Origin of the sequence: Streptomyces griseus subsp. griseus (genome assembly GCF_000720255.1) — a bacterium.
In the GTDB taxonomy this organism is placed as follows: domain Bacteria; phylum Actinomycetota; class Actinomycetes; order Streptomycetales; family Streptomycetaceae; genus Streptomyces; species Streptomyces griseus_I.
Window position 1 is genome coordinate 295,629 of sequence record NZ_JOJE01000003.1, and the last position, 14,740, is coordinate 310,368.

10 protein-coding genes, 5 tRNA genes and 1 pseudogene are annotated in these 14,740 nt (G+C 73.3%); 10 read left to right on the forward strand and 6 right to left on the reverse strand.

Annotation, left to right across the window (positions count from 1 at the left end; genetic code table 11):
- Nucleotides 1-156: 156 nt before the first annotated feature.
- The 3 genes from cobT (at nt 157) to IG99_RS06375 (ending at nt 7,045) form a co-directional block, all read left to right on the forward strand.
- Nucleotides 157-4,773 carry a nicotinate-nucleotide--dimethylbenzimidazole phosphoribosyltransferase gene (cobT, locus tag IG99_RS44080; RefSeq protein ID WP_051864961.1) on the forward strand — a complete coding sequence of 1,539 codons (4,617 nt, stop codon included), beginning with the start codon at nt 157-159 and terminating at the stop codon, nt 4,771-4,773.
- 156 nt (nt 4,774-4,929) lie between these two features.
- Nucleotides 4,930-6,162: a uroporphyrinogen-III C-methyltransferase gene (gene cobA, locus IG99_RS06370; RefSeq protein WP_037670679.1), complete on the forward strand. Its 1,233-nt coding sequence runs from the start codon at nt 4,930-4,932 to the stop codon at nt 6,160-6,162.
- A gap of 64 nt (nt 6,163-6,226) precedes the next feature.
- The gene (locus IG99_RS06375) at nt 6,227-7,045 is read left to right on the forward strand and encodes a TrmH family RNA methyltransferase (RefSeq protein WP_037670681.1); all 819 of its coding nucleotides are present in this window, start codon (nt 6,227-6,229) and stop codon (nt 7,043-7,045) included.
- A gap of 27 nt (nt 7,046-7,072) precedes the next feature.
- Here IG99_RS06375 and IG99_RS06380 read toward each other — a convergent pair whose 3' ends face one another.
- Nucleotides 7,073-8,557, reverse strand: coding sequence for a serine/threonine-protein kinase (locus IG99_RS06380; protein ID WP_051864962.1), 1,485 nt, complete (start codon nt 8,555-8,557; stop codon nt 7,073-7,075).
- 196 nt (nt 8,558-8,753) lie between these two features.
- Between IG99_RS06380 and IG99_RS50110 the strand changes: the two are divergent.
- The 4 genes and pseudogenes from IG99_RS50110 to IG99_RS06395 all read left to right on the forward strand — a co-directional run.
- Nucleotides 8,754-8,971: pseudogene (locus IG99_RS50110) on the forward strand (hypothetical protein); the annotation flags it as partial.
- A gap of 202 nt (nt 8,972-9,173) precedes the next feature.
- Nucleotides 9,174-9,368 (forward strand): hypothetical protein, encoded by a 195-nt coding sequence (locus IG99_RS06385; RefSeq protein ID WP_037670683.1) that lies wholly within the window; start codon nt 9,174-9,176, stop codon nt 9,366-9,368.
- Nucleotides 9,369-9,759: 391 nt separating this feature from the next.
- Entirely contained in the window at nt 9,760-10,695 is a 936-nt protein-coding gene (locus IG99_RS06390; RefSeq protein WP_037670685.1) for a phosphotransferase family protein, read from the forward strand.
- A gap of 80 nt (nt 10,696-10,775) precedes the next feature.
- A complete protein-coding gene (locus IG99_RS06395; protein ID WP_078947559.1) occupies nt 10,776-11,072 on the forward strand; it encodes a TFIIB-type zinc ribbon-containing protein in 297 nt (98 codons plus the stop codon).
- 47 nt (nt 11,073-11,119) lie between these two features.
- On the opposite strand, the gene IG99_RS06400 is transcribed toward IG99_RS06395, so the two are convergent.
- From IG99_RS06400 to IG99_RS06420, 5 genes are all read right to left on the reverse strand, one after another.
- Nucleotides 11,120-11,191, reverse strand: a tRNA-Val gene (locus tag IG99_RS06400).
- Nucleotides 11,192-11,202: 11 nt separating this feature from the next.
- Nucleotides 11,203-11,274, reverse strand: a tRNA-Val gene (locus tag IG99_RS06405).
- A gap of 23 nt (nt 11,275-11,297) precedes the next feature.
- Nucleotides 11,298-11,369: transfer RNA gene (locus IG99_RS06410), tRNA-Val, on the reverse strand.
- Nucleotide 11,370: 1 nt separating this feature from the next.
- Nucleotides 11,371-11,444, reverse strand: a tRNA-Cys gene (locus IG99_RS06415).
- A gap of 38 nt (nt 11,445-11,482) precedes the next feature.
- Nucleotides 11,483-11,555: transfer RNA gene (locus tag IG99_RS06420), tRNA-Gly, on the reverse strand.
- 222 nt (nt 11,556-11,777) lie between these two features.
- Between IG99_RS06420 and IG99_RS06425 the strand changes: the two genes are divergently transcribed.
- The 3 genes from IG99_RS06425 (at nt 11,778) to IG99_RS06435 (ending at nt 14,697) form a co-directional block, all read left to right on the forward strand.
- On the forward strand, nt 11,778-12,824 hold the full coding sequence (locus IG99_RS06425; protein WP_037670691.1) for a chorismate-binding protein: 1,047 nt from the start codon (nt 11,778-11,780) through the stop codon (nt 12,822-12,824).
- A gap of 97 nt (nt 12,825-12,921) precedes the next feature.
- Nucleotides 12,922-13,743, forward strand: coding sequence for an aminotransferase class IV (locus tag IG99_RS06430; protein WP_037670692.1), 822 nt, complete (start codon nt 12,922-12,924; stop codon nt 13,741-13,743).
- A gap of 129 nt (nt 13,744-13,872) precedes the next feature.
- Complete coding sequence (locus IG99_RS06435) at nt 13,873-14,697, forward strand: GNAT family N-acetyltransferase (RefSeq protein ID WP_199815459.1); 825 nt, start codon at nt 13,873-13,875, stop codon at nt 14,695-14,697.
- The last annotated feature ends 43 nt before the right edge of the window (nt 14,698-14,740 follow it).

A 14,740-nucleotide genomic window follows, 5' to 3' on the forward strand; every position in this document is an offset into this window, starting at 1 on the left:
CGACCGCGACAATGCCACTGAATGGCTTTGTCGCCTTTTCCGGGCGGGTCGTTCGTGCCGCTGGGCACGCACGCTCGTTCTTCACTGCGGGGCGGTCGGTGCGCCGTTCCGGGTGAGCTGGTCGTAGGAGCACTAACCGATGGGCGAGGGGTACGCATGACGGACACCGGCCAGGTCCCGGCCGAGGGACAGCCGGAGAGCGCAGGCACGGTGGAACAGCCGGGCGTCTCCGCACCCGGCGCGTACGCCTACCTCTCCGAGACCACAGCCGAGGACGAGGACCTGTTGCTCCTGCCCGGCGCCCAGAGCGCGTGGGGCAACGAGGTCGCACCACCGCCCCCCGAGCCGGTGGTCGAGGCCGTCCACGAGCCCGGACCGCACGAGATGTCCGGCCGCGACAGCGGCTCCGTCGACCTCAGCGCCGTCCGCCTGCCCAACCCGACGCCCTCCTCGGCCTCGGTCCCGCCGCGCCGCCCCCTGCACCTGGGCCCGCCCATCCCCGACACCTCCGCCAGCCCGGTCCGCTCCCTCGCCGACCGCGGCCCCGCGGGCGCCCCGGTACGCCACCCGGGCCCGCCGACGACCGGCCCCGAGTACCTCGACGTGCCCCCGCAGGGCGCTCCACCGTGGGGCGCACAGGCTGTGGCACAGACCCAGGTGAGCGCAGGGGCCCCAGCTGCCGAAACGGTTGTTCCGGCACCGGCGCCCACGCTCGAGCACACAGCCGGGCACGACCCCGAGCCGCCGGGCGCGGCCCAGGCCCTCGTCGCCCGCGTCGCGACGGAGGCCGTGGCCGCTACGGCCCCACAACCGGCGTACGACACGGAGGCGGGGGTCTCTGGAGCGCCGGATGCCGGGGAGGGCGCGGCCGGGGTCGCCGCGGCGCCGGGCACTGGGGACGGTGTGACCGGTGACGCCGCGGCGGCCGAGGTCCCCGCGGCTTCCGTCGAGGAGGCCGGGGCGACTGTGGCGCCGGTCGACGGTGACGGAGCGGCCGCGGAGGGAGTTGCCGAGGCCGAGGGTGCCGACGTGGGCGCCGGGACGGCTGCCGAGGGCGCCGACGCGGACGCGCCGGCTGTCGCGGGTGCTGCTCGGACGACCGAGGGTGCCGCCGCGGAGGGCGAGCCCGTCGCCGACGCCGGTGCCGTCACCGGTGAGGCCGAGGCTCCCGAGGTTGCTCCAGGTGATGAGGCCGGGCAGGTGCCCGACGCCACAGTCGTCGCCGGTGCCGGTGCCGGTCAGGAGGTCACCCAGGCCGCAGTGGTTGCCGGTGCCGATCCGGAGGCTCCCGAAGCCGATGGCGGCCAGGTCCCTGGTGAGGCCGTGGCCGCGGATGCCGTACAGCAGGTGCCTGGAGCAGCCACCACCGCCGACGCCACCCACCACGAAGCCGAGCGAACGCCGGAAGTGGGGCAGTCCCCCGACCCAGCGCACGCCTCGGAGGAGGGTGCCGGGAACGCCGTAGCGGAAACCGCGCCCACCCCTGCCGTGACCGTGGCCGCGGCTCCGCACGCTGCCGAGGGAACCGACCCGGAGGCACCGCAGGCCGCCGACGGAGCCGTCGACCCCGAGAGCGTTCCGCCGACCGGCGCGGCAGCCCCCGAGACTCCGCAGGCATCGGAACAGGACGCCGACACCGCGCCCGTAGCGCCGCAGGCCGACGCGGCTGAGGCGACCGAGGCGACCGAGGTGCCGGCTGCCCCGGCGCCGGACGCAGCCGTGGCCCTCTCTGACGGTGCGGTGCCCGCTGCGGCTGTGGCCGCCGCTGAGGCCACCGCGCCAGGCGCGCCCGCGCCCGCTGAGGCGCCGGTGGCTGGTGCCGACGTGGCTGCCGCTGAGGGAGTTGTGCCTGGCGCCGCGCCGGTTGCTGAGCCGACCGTTCCCGGCGCGTCCGTGCCGCCTGCTGAGCCGACCGCCCCCGCCGCGTCCGTGCTGCCCGCTGAGCCGACCGTTCCCGGTGCGCCCGTACCCGCCGCTGAGCCGACCGCCGCCGGCGCACCCGTGCCGGCTGCTGAAGCCGAAGTGGCCGCCGCAGAAGCACCGCCCGTCGCGATCGCCCCCGAGGCCGCAGCACCCACCCCGGAAGCCGCAACCCCCGAAGCCGTAACTCCTGTGTTCGAGACCACTGCCCCCACGCCGGAGACGGCTGTCCCCACACCTGACGCCCCCGAGGCAGCGCCCCACACCCCCGAGGTCGCGCCTCACACCCCCGAGGTCGCGCCTCACACCCCCGAGGCCGTGCCCTTCCCTCCGGCAGCCGGGACGACCACGGCGCCGCACTTCGCCGAAGGCTCAGCACCGCCCGCCCCGGAGGCCCCCCTCGCCGAGACGCCCCTCGCTGTCTCCGCCGAGCAGCCGTCTCCGCGGGCGGCGGAAGCGGGCCACGCCCCCCAGGGCCAGAGCGCCCTGCCCACCCCGGACGGTCAACCGGCCCCGGACACCCGGCCCCCCGCGGCCCCCCAGCCCACCGGGGACGTCCAGCCCAGCCAGGGTCCGCAGCAGATGCCGACACCGGTCACCACGCCCGCCCAGGACGCGAGCCCCGCTCAGCGGCCGGAGCAGGACACGCAGTCACCCGGAGCCGAGGCCGCCGAGACCGCCGAGACCGCCGTGGTCGTCGAAGCCCCTGACGTACAGCAGGCACCCGCGTCCGCCCCCGAGGACGCGGCCCCCGAGCACGCAGAGCCCGCGCCGGCCCACGCCCCGGACGCCGTCTCCGCCCAGGCCGCCGGTCCGGCCCCGGACGAAGCAGCGGCCGCCCTGCTCCCCAGCACCATCCCGTCGGGCCCCGGACAGGACCACGCCCACCAGCCCCTGAACCAGTTCGTACCGGTCGAGGGCTCCGTGCCGACGGCCCCGCACCTGGCCCCCACCCCGCCCCACCCGGTCGCCCTCCCCCCGGAGGGACCCGCGACGGTCCCCGCCCCCCGCGTGGCCGAGCCCGACCCGGACGTCGTACAGAACGCGGAGGACCTGGACACCAGGGCCGCCGACCAGGAAGAGAGCAAGGCCGCAGTGGAAGAAACAGCACAGTCCACCGGTCCGGCCGCACCCGCCTACGACGAAGCCGAACGCGAGGCCGTCCTCAAGGTCATGCGCGAACGCCGGGACATCCGCAACGGCTTCCGCAGCGACCCCATCCCGCACGAGGTGCTGCTCCGCGTCCTGGAGGCGGCCCACACCGCACCCTCCGTGGGCCACTCCCAGCCCTGGGACTTCGTCGTCATCCGCTCCGCCGAGACCCGGCGCACGATGCACGAACTGGCCACGCGCCAGCGCGAGGCCTACGCCAAGTCCCTCCCGAAGGGCCGGGCGAAGCAGTTCAAGGAACTGAAGATCGAGGCCATCCTCGACACCCCGGTGAACATCGTCGTCACCGCCGACCCGACCCGCGGCGGCCGCCACACCCTCGGCCGTCACACGCAGCCGCAGATGGCCCCGTACTCCTCCGCGCTCGCCGTGGAGAACCTGTGGCTCGCCGCCCGTGCGGAGGGCCTCGGCGTCGGCTGGGTCAGCTTCTTCGACGAGCGGGAGATGGTCCGCGCGCTCGGGCTGCCCGAGCACCTGGAGGTCGTCGCCTACCTCTGCGTGGGCTACGTCGACGAGTTCCCGGACGAGCCCGAGCTGCTCCAGGCGGGCTGGTCCAAGCGCCGCCCGCTGTCCTGGGTGGTCCACGAGGAGACGTACGGCCGCCGCGCCCTGCCTGGAGAGGAGCCCCACGACCTGCTCGCCGAGACCGTCGCGCAGATCCGCCCGCTGGACGCCAAGGCGCTCGGCGAGGCCTGGGAGCGGCAGAAGCGCATGACCAAGCCGGCCGGCGCGCTCGGCATGCTGGAGATCATCTCCGCGCAGCTGTCCGGCCTGTCCCGGCAGTGCCCGCCGCCGATCCCGGAGCCCGCGGCCGTCGCGATCTTCGCCGGTGACCACGGCGTGCACGCGCAGGGCGTGACCCCCTGGCCGCAGGAGGTGACGGCCCAGATGGTCGCCAACTTCCTCGGCGGCGGCGCGGTCTGCAACGCGTTCGCCACCCAGGTCGGCGCCGAGGTCTGCGTCGTCGACGTCGGCGTCGCGGCGGACCTCCCCGCGACCCCCGGCCTGCTGCCCCGCAAGGTCCGCGCGGGCACCTCCGACATGACCACCGGACCCGCGATGACCCGCGAGGAGGCCAAGCAGGCCATCGAGGTGGGCATCGAGACGGCCCGCGACCTGGTGGCGGCCGGCAACAAGGCGCTGCTCACCGGTGAGATGGGCATCGCGAACACCACCGCGTCCGCGGCGTTGATCTCCGTCTTCACCGGCGCCGACCCCGCCGAGGTCACCGGCCGGGGCACCGGCATCAACGACGAGACCCTCGCCCGCAAGACCGAGGTCGTCCGCCGCGCCCTCGACGTCCACCAGCCGGACCCGGCCGACCCCATCGGCGTCCTCGCCGCGATCGGCGGCTTCGAACACGCGGCGATGGTCGGCCTCCTCCTCGGCGGCGCCTCCCTGCGTACACCGGTGATCCTCGACGGCGTCAGCGCCGGCGCCGCCGCGCTCGTCGCCCGCGCGATCGCCCCCGAGGTCCTCGCCGCCTGCATCGCCGGCCACCGCAGTGCCGAACCGGGCCACGTGGCCGCCCTCAACAAGCTGGGCCTCCGCCCCCTGGTCGACCTCGACCTCCGCCTCGGCGAAGGCACCGGAGCCCTTCTGGCCCTCCCGCTGGTCCAGAGCACGGCCCGCGCCATGCACGAGGTCGCGACGTTCGACTCGGCGGGGGTAACGGAGAAGTAGCGGTCACTGAAGTGCGGGGGAGGAGCCCGGGACGGCAGCCCTGGGCCCTTTCTCAACGGTGCCCAGTTACTGGACCACCCGGGCCGCCCCACCCGCCCGCACTTTAAGATCCGCACGTCAGGGCCACCGCACCGCCGCAACAGGAGCCGCACCCTCATGGCCGAACACCCCGCCTACCCCGTAGGCCTCCGCCTCACCGGCCGCCGAGTAGTCGTCCTCGGCGGCGGCCAGGTAGCCCAGCGCCGCCTTCCGGCCCTCATCGCCGCAGGCGCCGACATCCACCTCGTATCACCCGAAGCCACCCCCTCCGTCGAAGCCATGGCGGACGCAGGCGAGATCACCTGGCACCGACGTCCCTACGCCGAAGGCGACCTCACCGAAGCCTGGTACGCCCTCATCGCCACCAGCGACACCCAGGCCAACACCCACGCCTCGGCCGAAGCGGAGCGCCACCGCGTCTGGTGTGTCCGCTCCGACGACGCCGACCAGGCGACGGCATGGACCCCTGCCACCGGAACCTCCGAGGGAGTCACGGTGGCCGTCCTCACCTCCGACGCCCGCGGCCGCGACCCCCGCCACACCGCCGCCATCCGCGACGCGGTCGTCGAGGGCCTGCGCGACGGCACCCTCGTCGCCCCGCACCACCGCACCCGCACCACCGGCGTCGCCCTCGTCGGCGGCGGCCCCGGCGACCCGGACCTGATCACGGTCCGCGGCCGCCGCCTCCTCGCCGAGGCGGACGTCGTCATCGCGGACCGCCTGGGCCCGCGCGACCTCCTCGCCGAACTCCCGCCCCACGTCGAGGTGATCGACGCGGCGAAGATCCCGTACGGCCGGTACATGGCCCAGGAGGCCATCAACAACGCGCTGATCGAGCACGCCAAGCAGGGCAAGTCGGTCGTCCGCCTGAAGGGCGGTGACCCGTACGTCTTCGGCCGCGGCATGGAGGAGCTCCAGGCACTCGCCGAGGCCGGCATCCCCTGCACGGTCGTCCCGGGCATCTCCAGCTCGATCTCGGTTCCGGGCGCGGCCGGCATCCCGGTCACCCACCGCGGTGTGGCCCACGAGTTCACCGTGGTCAGCGGCCATGTCGCCCCCGACGACGAGCGCTCCCTGGTCGACTGGCCGTCCCTGGCCAAGCTGACCGGCACGCTGGTGATCCTCATGGGCGTCGACAAGATCGGCAGGATCGCCGAGACACTCGTGGCGCACGGAAAGCCCGCCGACACTCCCGTCGCCCTCGTGCAGGAGGGGACCACGGCCGCCCAGCGCAGGGTGGACGCGACCCTCGCCACGGTCGCGGAGACGGTCCGCGCCGAGGAGGTGAGGCCCCCGGCGGTCATCGTCATCGGCGAGGTCGTCACGGTGGGTTCCCGGCCAACCAAGTAACCCCGGGTAACACAACCCGTACCGAGCCGTTGGCACCGCATCCAGGACAAGGCAGTATCACCCTGTGGCCGATCTCATCACCGTTGAGGATCCCGACGACCCGCGCCTGCGCGACTACACGGGCCTGACCGACGTCGAGCTGCGCCGCAAGCGCGAGCCCGCCGAGGGCCTGTTCATCGCCGAGGGCGAGAAGGTCATCCGCAGGGCCAAGGAAGCGGGCTACGAGATGCGCTCGATGCTGCTCTCCGCCAAGTGGGTCGACGTCATGCGCGACGTCATCGACGAGCTCCCGGCCCCCGTCTACGCGGTCAGTCCCGAGCTGGCCGAGCAGGTCACCGGCTATCACGTGCACCGTGGTGCGCTGGCCTCCATGCAGCGCAAGCCGCTGCCGACGGCGACCGAACTCCTGCGGACCGCCCGCCGCGTCGTCGTCATGGAGTCGGTCAACGACCACACCAACATCGGCGCGATCTTCCGCTCCGCGGCCGCCCTGGGGATGGACGCCGTCCTGCTCTCACCGGACTGCGCGGATCCCCTCTACCGCCGCAGCGTGAAGGTCTCGATGGGCGCGGTCTTCTCGGTCCCGTACGCCCGCCTCGACACCTGGCCCAAGGGCCTCGACTCGGTCCGGGAGGCGGGCTTCACCCTGCTCGCCCTCACCCCCGACGAGAAGGCCCGGTCCCTCGACGAGGCGGCTCCGCACAGGATGGACCGGGTCGCCCTCATGCTCGGCGCCGAGGGCGACGGTCTGTCCACCCAGGCCCTGGTCGCCGCCGACGAATGGGTCCGCATTCCCATGTCCCACGGCGTCGACTCCCTCAACGTCGGCGCCGCGGCAGCCGTTGCCTTCTACGCCGTGGCCACGGGCCGCCCTGCACCTTAGGAACCCGGCCGCGCGACCTCGGGCCCCTCACCCCCGTACGGCCGCCTGCTCCTGCTGCTGTACGGGGGCCGGCGGCACCCGCTCGTGCTGCACCCGCTCGTGCTGTGCCTGCTCCGCCCGCGGCTCCCGTACGACGTCACCGGTGCCGCCGAGCCCACGGGCCGGTCCCTGGCAGCCCTGTACGACGCCGATGCCCAGCGCCACCAGCAGGGTCACCACGACGAACACGAACAGCCGTTGCCGCAGCAGGCGCGGATTGGCCGGTCGCAGCCAGGTCCCCGTGGTCCGGGGCGCAGGACGGCCGGTACCGCTACGAGGCGCGGGACGGCTGCCGGTGCCGGGACGGGAGCGGGGGACCGGCGTGTTCCGGGAGGCGGGTGTGGGCCGCGACCCCGACCGGGACGACGGCGCACCTCCACCGCGTCCGGCGCCCGTGCCCCGCGAGGCGGTCCCACTCCGGGACGGGGCACCGTTCTGCGCGGAGCCGCCACCCCGTGAGCCCGACCCGCCGCGCACCGGCGCGGGCCCGCGCGAGGGGGTGGCCGCCCCGCGGGGGGCCGGAGTCCCCGGCTGCCCCTGCGGACGCCGCTGGGCACGGTCCGGGTACGTGGTGTCGTGCAGCCGCCCGGTGGGCCGGTCCGCCTCAGCCGCGCGCGGCGAAGGCGGCCGCCCGTCCACGACGCCATGGGCCTCCCGAGCGGCGATCTCCTTCAGCCGCAGGGAGAGGTCGAGGGTGCTGGGCCGTTCCTCGGGATTCTTGGCCAGACACGCCCGCACCAGCGGGCCCAACGCGTCCGGTACGCCGTGCAGCTGTGCCTCCTCGTGCACGACGCGGTACAGCATCACCTCGGAACTGCCCTGACCGAAGGGGGAGTCGGCCATCGAGGCGTACGCGAGCGTGGCACCCAGCGAGAACACGTCCGTGGCCGGGGTGACCGCGGCCCCGCGCACCTGCTCCGGCGCGAGGAAGCCGGGCGAGCCGACCGCCGTGCCGACATGCGTCAGCGTGGAGGCACCGGTGGCCCAGGCGATGCCGAAGTCGATGATCCGCGGTCCCTTGGGGGAGAGCAGGATGTTGGACGGCTTCAGGTCCCGGTGCACGACCCCGGCCTCATGGACGGCGACGAGCCCCTCGGACAGGGCGGCCCCGATGGCGGCGACCTGCGCGGCACCCAGCGGCCCCTCCTCGGCGACCTTGTCGTGCAGGGACGGACCGGGCACGTACTGCGTGGCGAACCACGGCCGGTCGGCCTCCAGGTCCGCCGCGACCAGCCGGGCGGTGCACCCGCCCCTGATCCGCCGCGCCGCCGAGACCTCGCGAGCGAACCGCGACCGGAACTCCTGATCCTCCGCCAGATCGGGACGGATCACCTTCAGGGCGACCCGCTGCCCCTTCTTGTCGGAGCCCAGATAGACAACGCCCATCCCGCCCGCGCCGAGCCGTCGGTGAAGCTTGAACGAGCCGACGACGCGCGGGTCCTCGCGCCTCAGGCGCATCATCGCCATGTTCATCCCCGCTGCCCGGTCCGTGTGACGTGGCACAGCTTACGTTTCCGGGGCCGCTCGCGCGCAGAGGCCGCGCCCTCTCGCCCCGGCCGATTGTCAGCGCCTGGCAGGAGACCTGAAGAATGGTCAGAGAACGGGCGAACCGGGAGACTTCGCCCAGTACGTCGTTCCAACCACCCGTCGAATAAGGCGGATTGGACGCGTGAAGGGCGACCGCGTGGAGATGGTCGTGGACGCGGGGGACACGACCGGCACCTCTGAGAGGGTGGCGCGCCGGGCGGGCCGCCGAGTGGAGACGGCGGCCCGCGAAGGGGCCGTGGAAGTGAGCGAAGTCACCTGGTCGAGCAGCCGGTACCCCGCGAGGACAGCTCGGAAAAAGCAGGCCGGAGCGGACACCCCCTCCGGGAAGACCCCGAGACATGGGCCCCCGTCTCCACCCAGAGGAGTACTCCGCAGGTCATGGCTCATCCTCGGGGAGGCCCGGCAATCGGTACGAGGGCATGACGACCCGGGAGCCCGCCGAGCCTAGATTTGAGGTCAAGCGGCGGGTGCAGCACTCGTCCCCCGAGGTCAGACACTCGCCGCTGCCAACCACAACGCAAGAACGGTCAGGAGAGGGACCATGGCCCACACGGCACCGCGGACGATGATCCGCCCCGAGGGACGCACCACGCGACCCCGCCGCACGGGCCGTCGCCACCCGCTGGTGGCGACACTCATGGCCCTTCCCCTGGCGGCCCTCCTCCTCTTCGTCTTCGACGGGTGGGAGGCGGTGGCCACACAGGCGTCGTCCGTGGGTGTGATGCTGGGGCGCTGAGCGGCGACCCCAGGCCCGGAAGAGCGGTCCGGGCGGGGACATCCATCCATGAAACCCCGTGGGGACGGGGGTGCGGCGGACGGCAAAAAATGCCGGCGCAGCTGGGGAGCTGCGCCGGCATTGCTTTTCCCCCAACGACAGCGCCGCGCGCCGAGGCACCAGAACCCGCGTACTCTCCCGCCCACGGGCCCTCGAAGCCGCCCGGCGCCCCACCACTGCCCGTACCCTCATCAGCGGGCCCGCCGCCACGCCTCCGGCCCACACGCCCCCATGAGCCTCCGGCCCGCACGCACCGGCCCACACGCACCGGCCCACGGGTCGCGGCCCACGGAGCCCCGTTTTTGAAAACACCCGTCCCCGGACCTACCGCACCCGCCGCCAAGGGAGCCCCATGCCCCTCGCCCCCCTGCTCCCGGCCCTCACCGCCCGCGTGCGCAGCACCGCTCACCCCGCCCTCGACCAGTGCGATTGCGGGACCGACACCCTCGCGGACCGCACCGACGCCACTGTGATTCGCCACGGGGACACCGTCGCCAAGGCGCACGCCCCGGACACGAGCCCCACCGACCTGGCCCTCCGCCTCACCACGGCCGCCCGGCTCCCGGACGTGTTCCTGCCGCCACTCGCCCCCGCCCCCACCCTCCTCCACGGCCGCCTGGTCACCTTCTGGCCGTACGGCGTCCCGGTGGACCCCGTGGATCCGGACGCCGCCCCCTGGGAAGCCGCGGGCAGCCTGCTCGCCCGCCTGCACCGCACGCCCGCCCCGGCCTCGCTTCCTCCGATGCGGGGCCCGGTCAAGGCGGCCCTCGCCGTGGTCCGCCTCGGCGGAACCGGCGACCACCCCGCCGCCCTGCCGATCCTCCGCGCCTGGCGCCTGCTGCCGGCCTGGGCCCGGGCGGAGGCCCCCATGCCCGACACGTCCACCCTCTGCCACGGCGACCTCCACCTGGGTCAGCTCGTCCGCCATCCCGCGCCCGACGGGCCCTGGCACCTCATCGACGTCGACGACCTGGGCGTGGGCACCCCGGCCTGGGACCTCGCGCGGCCCGCGGCCTGGTACGCCTGTGGACTGCTCCCGCCCGAGGAGTGGACCCGCTTCCTGACGGCCTACCGCGAGGCGCGCGGCCCGGCCGTGCCCGCCGACGGCGACCCCTGGCCCGTCCTGGACGTCCCGGCGCGGGCCCTCACCGTGCAGACCGCGGCCCGTGCCCTGACCAAGGCGATCGCTCAGGACCGGCCGCTGGACGAGGTCGAGCAGTCGCTCGTGGACGCATGTTCCCGAATGTGTCCCGTCCCGGTGCAGTTGGCATCGAACCCAGCGAAGTAGGGTGCAACCGATCGCAGCCGGACAGAGTCTGTCCTGGCGACGTGCGAAGCAGGACCGACCGGCGAGGAGTTGAGCCGACCATGCAGTGTCCGAAGTGCCATGCGCCCATGCACACGTACAACCGCAACGGCGTACAGATCGAGCAGTGCAGCAACTGCCGGGGAATCTTCCTCGACTACGGTGAGCTGGAGGCGCTCACCCGCCTCGAATCCCAGTGGTCGCAGCCCGGGCCCCCGCCCCCGGCCGCCCCGCAGGCGTATCCGGCCGCCCCGCAGGCCCCCGCGTGGGGTGCCCCGCACGGCGGCCATGGCGGACACGGTGGGCACTACGGCCATCACCGCCACAAGAGCTTCGGGCACATGCTGTTCTCCAGCTGACCGACACACGCAGAAGCCCCCAGCCGCAAGGCTGGGGGCTTCGTATGTGGACGATACTGGGATTGAACCAGTGACCTCTTCCGTGTCAGGGAAGCGCTCTCCCGCTGAGCTAATCGTCCTCGGGACTGCGTGCGCGATACTGGGATTGAACCAGTGACCTCTTCCGTGTCAGGGAAGCGCTCTCCCGCTGAGCTAATCGCGCGGGTCGAAGCTCTGTGGCTCCAGTGGACGATACTGGGATTGAACCAGTGACCTCTTCCGTGTCAGGGAAGCGCTCTCCCGCTGAGCTAATCGTCCTTGGAGGTGGAGACGGGATTTGAACCCGTGTAGACGGCTTTGCAGGCCGTTGCCTCGCCTCTCGGCCACTCCACCAGGAGTGTAGGGAACCGGGAAGATCCCCACTTCCTTCGAGCGGACGACGAGGTTCGAACTCGCGACCTCAACCTTGGCAAGGTTGCGCTCTACCAACTGAGCTACGTCCGCCTGTCGTTTCGGTCCGCTCCCGCGGCCCGGCGACGTGTTGAACTCTAGCGGATTCCTGGGCCAGCACAAAAACGCGTTTGCGCAGCGTGCTGCGTTACGTCCTGGTCATGACGAGGTCGGCGCACCAGGACCGCGTCCCATCAGTGCCCCGAGTCCAGCAGAAACGGTGCCCGGTGGCCATCCCGGGGTCACCCTTCGGACACCCGCCCTAGACTCGGCACCGTGCCCCAGCTCCCTCCCCTCGCCCGCTTCGGCGGCCGTGTCGCCACCGGTCTCCTCGACGTCACCAGCGACCCCGCGGCCCTCGACTCGACCGGCTTCTGGGCGGTCTGCGCGGACTACGGGGGCCGTCTGACCTGCGCCCGCTTCCGGGACGTACAGGAGGAGCCCGTGCCCACGCCGGTGCCTGGGCGGTGGCGCGGACCGCGGGTCGACGACTGGACGTCGTCCCTCGACCGCGCCGCGTACACGGCGGGCGTGCGGCGCATCCGCGAGCACATCGCGAGGGGCGAGGTCTACCAGGCCAACCTCTGCCGAATCCTGTCGGCACCGGTCCACCCCGACGCCGACGTGGACGACCTCACCGCCCTGCTGGCCCGCGGCAACCCGGCACCGTATGCAGGAACGATTCGGCTGCCCGGTCACGGGGTAGAGGCGGCCACCGCCTCCCCCGAACTCTTCCTGCGCCGCTACGGCCGGACCATTGAATCCGGCCCCATCAAGGGCACTGGACGCACCGAGGCGGACCTGCTGGAGAAGGACTACGCCGAGAACGTGATGATCGTGGACCTCGTCCGCAACGACATCGGGCGGGTCTGCGCCACCGGCAGCGTGAGCGTCCCGGACCTCTGTGTCGTCGAGAAGCACCCAGGTCTCGTCCACCTCGTCTCGACGGTCCGCGGCGAACTGCGCGACGGCGCGGGCTGGCCCGAGCTGATCGCCGCCGCCTTCCCGCCCGGCTCGGTCACCGGTGCCCCCAAGTCGAGCGCGCTGCGGATCCTCGACACGTTGGAGACGGCGCCCCGGGGCCCGTACTGCGGGGGCATCGGATGGGTCGACGCCGACCGGGGCGCCGGAGAGCTGGCCGTCGGCATCCGCACCTTCTGGATCGACCGGGACGAGGGGATGCTCCGCTTCGGGACCGGCGCCGGTATCACCTGGGGTTCGGACCCCGAGGGGGAGTGGCGCGAGACCGAGCTGAAGGCGTCGCGGCTGCTCGCGGTAGCGTCGGGAACGTACGAGGTGAGTGAAGAGGGACCGACGTGCTGAGCCGACCCGGGGGCGTTGTGATCCACAGCGGCTCCGCCGCGGGCCGGACCCCCGGCCGACCGCAGGTGCCCAGTACATCCATGCGAGGTGGAGAACAGTGAAGCTTTGGCTCGACGGCGGGCTGCGGGACATCGATTCCGCCCGCGTCTCCGTCTTCGACCACGGGCTGACCGTGGGCGACGGCATCTTCGAGACGGTGAAGGCGACCGACGGGAGGCCCTTCGCGCTCACCCGCCACCTCGACCGGCTCACCCGCTCCGCACGCGGCCTCGGCCTGCCCGACCCGGACCTCGACGAGATCCGCCGCGCCTGCGCCGCCGTCCTCGAGGCCAACCCGATGCCGCTCGGCCGGCTGCGCATCACCTACACCGGCGGCTACGGCCCGCTCGGCTCCGACCGCGGCGAGCGGGGCCCCACACTCGTGGTGGCCCTCGGCGAGACCACCCGCCGTCCCGACGCCACGACCGTGATCACGGTCCCCTGGACCCGCAACGAGCGCGGCGCCCTCACCGGCCTGAAGACCACCTCCTACGCGGAGAACGTCGTCGCCCTCGCCCGCGCGCACCAACACGGCGCCACCGAGGCCCTGTTCGCCAACACCGTCGGACAGCTCTGCGAGGGCACGGGGTCGAACGTCTTCGTCGTCCTCGACGGCGAGATCCACACCCCGCCGCTCGCCTCCGGCTGCCTCGCGGGCATCACGCGCGCCCTGGCCGTCGAGTGGACCGGAGCCCGCGAGACCGACCTGCCGCTCGACGTGCTGGAGCGGGCCGAGGAGGTCTTCCTCACGTCCACCCTGCGCGACATTCAGGCCGTGCACCGCGTCGACGACCGCGAACTCCCCGGCGCGCCGGGCCCGGTGACCGCCAAGGCCATGCGGATCTTCGACGAGCGGTCGGGCAACGACCTGGACCCGTAGGGGCCGGAAGCAGCGAGGCCCGCAGGACCGGGAAGAAGCGAGACCTGCGGACCCGTGAATCCCGCAGGTCGGTTAAGAGCCGGGAAAAAGAGGCTGACGCGGGTCTGCGCGGCGGGTAGAACACCCCTGATGACCACGACCCTGCGGCCGACCGAGCCGCTTCAGCGTGCCGCCGACGGGGCGCTGTCCCGCCACTACCAGGTGTGCGTGAACAGCCGTCCCGTCGGAGCGATACACCTCTCGACCTCGCCCGCCTTCGGTCCGACCGTCGCCCGGATCGACGATCTGCGCGTCGAGGAGCCCGACCGCCGACGCGGCCGGGGCACCGTGGCCGCACTCGCCGCCGAGGAGGTGGCGCGGGGCTGGGGCTGCAAGCGCATCGAGCTCAGGGTGCCCGCCGACGCCGGGCCCGCCCTGCGGCTGGCGACGGCCCTCGGCTACGTCCACCGAAACCGCGGCATGGAGAAGCCCCTCGGCGCCACCGCCCCGGAACTTCCCCCGGGCAGCAGGGCCCGGCCGCTGACGGAGGCCGAGTACGTGCGGTGGTACGACAAGGCGCTCGCGGACTACGCCCGGGACTGGGCAGAACGCGGCGTCCCCGAGGACGAGGCGTGGGCCAAGTCGCGACGGGACCACGAACAGCTGCTGCCGCGGGGTCTGGCGACGGAGGGCCTGACCTTCAGCGTCCTGGAGCACGAGGGCACGCGGGTGGGCACCCTCTGGATGTCCTTTCAGCAGGACCGGGCCTTCGTCTACGACGTCGAGACCGACGAGCCGTTCCGCGGCCGCGGCCACGGCCGCACCCTCATGCTGCTCGCCGAGGCCCAGGCCCTGGCCGCCGGCAAGCGGGTCGTCGGCCTGAACGTCTTCGCGGGCAACACCCCGGCCGAGCGGCTCTACGAGTCCCTCGGCTACGTCCCGGTCGCGTACTCGATGTACAAGGACCTCCTGTGACGCTGACTCGTGAGCTCGTGAGCTCGTGAGCTCCTGAGCGCGT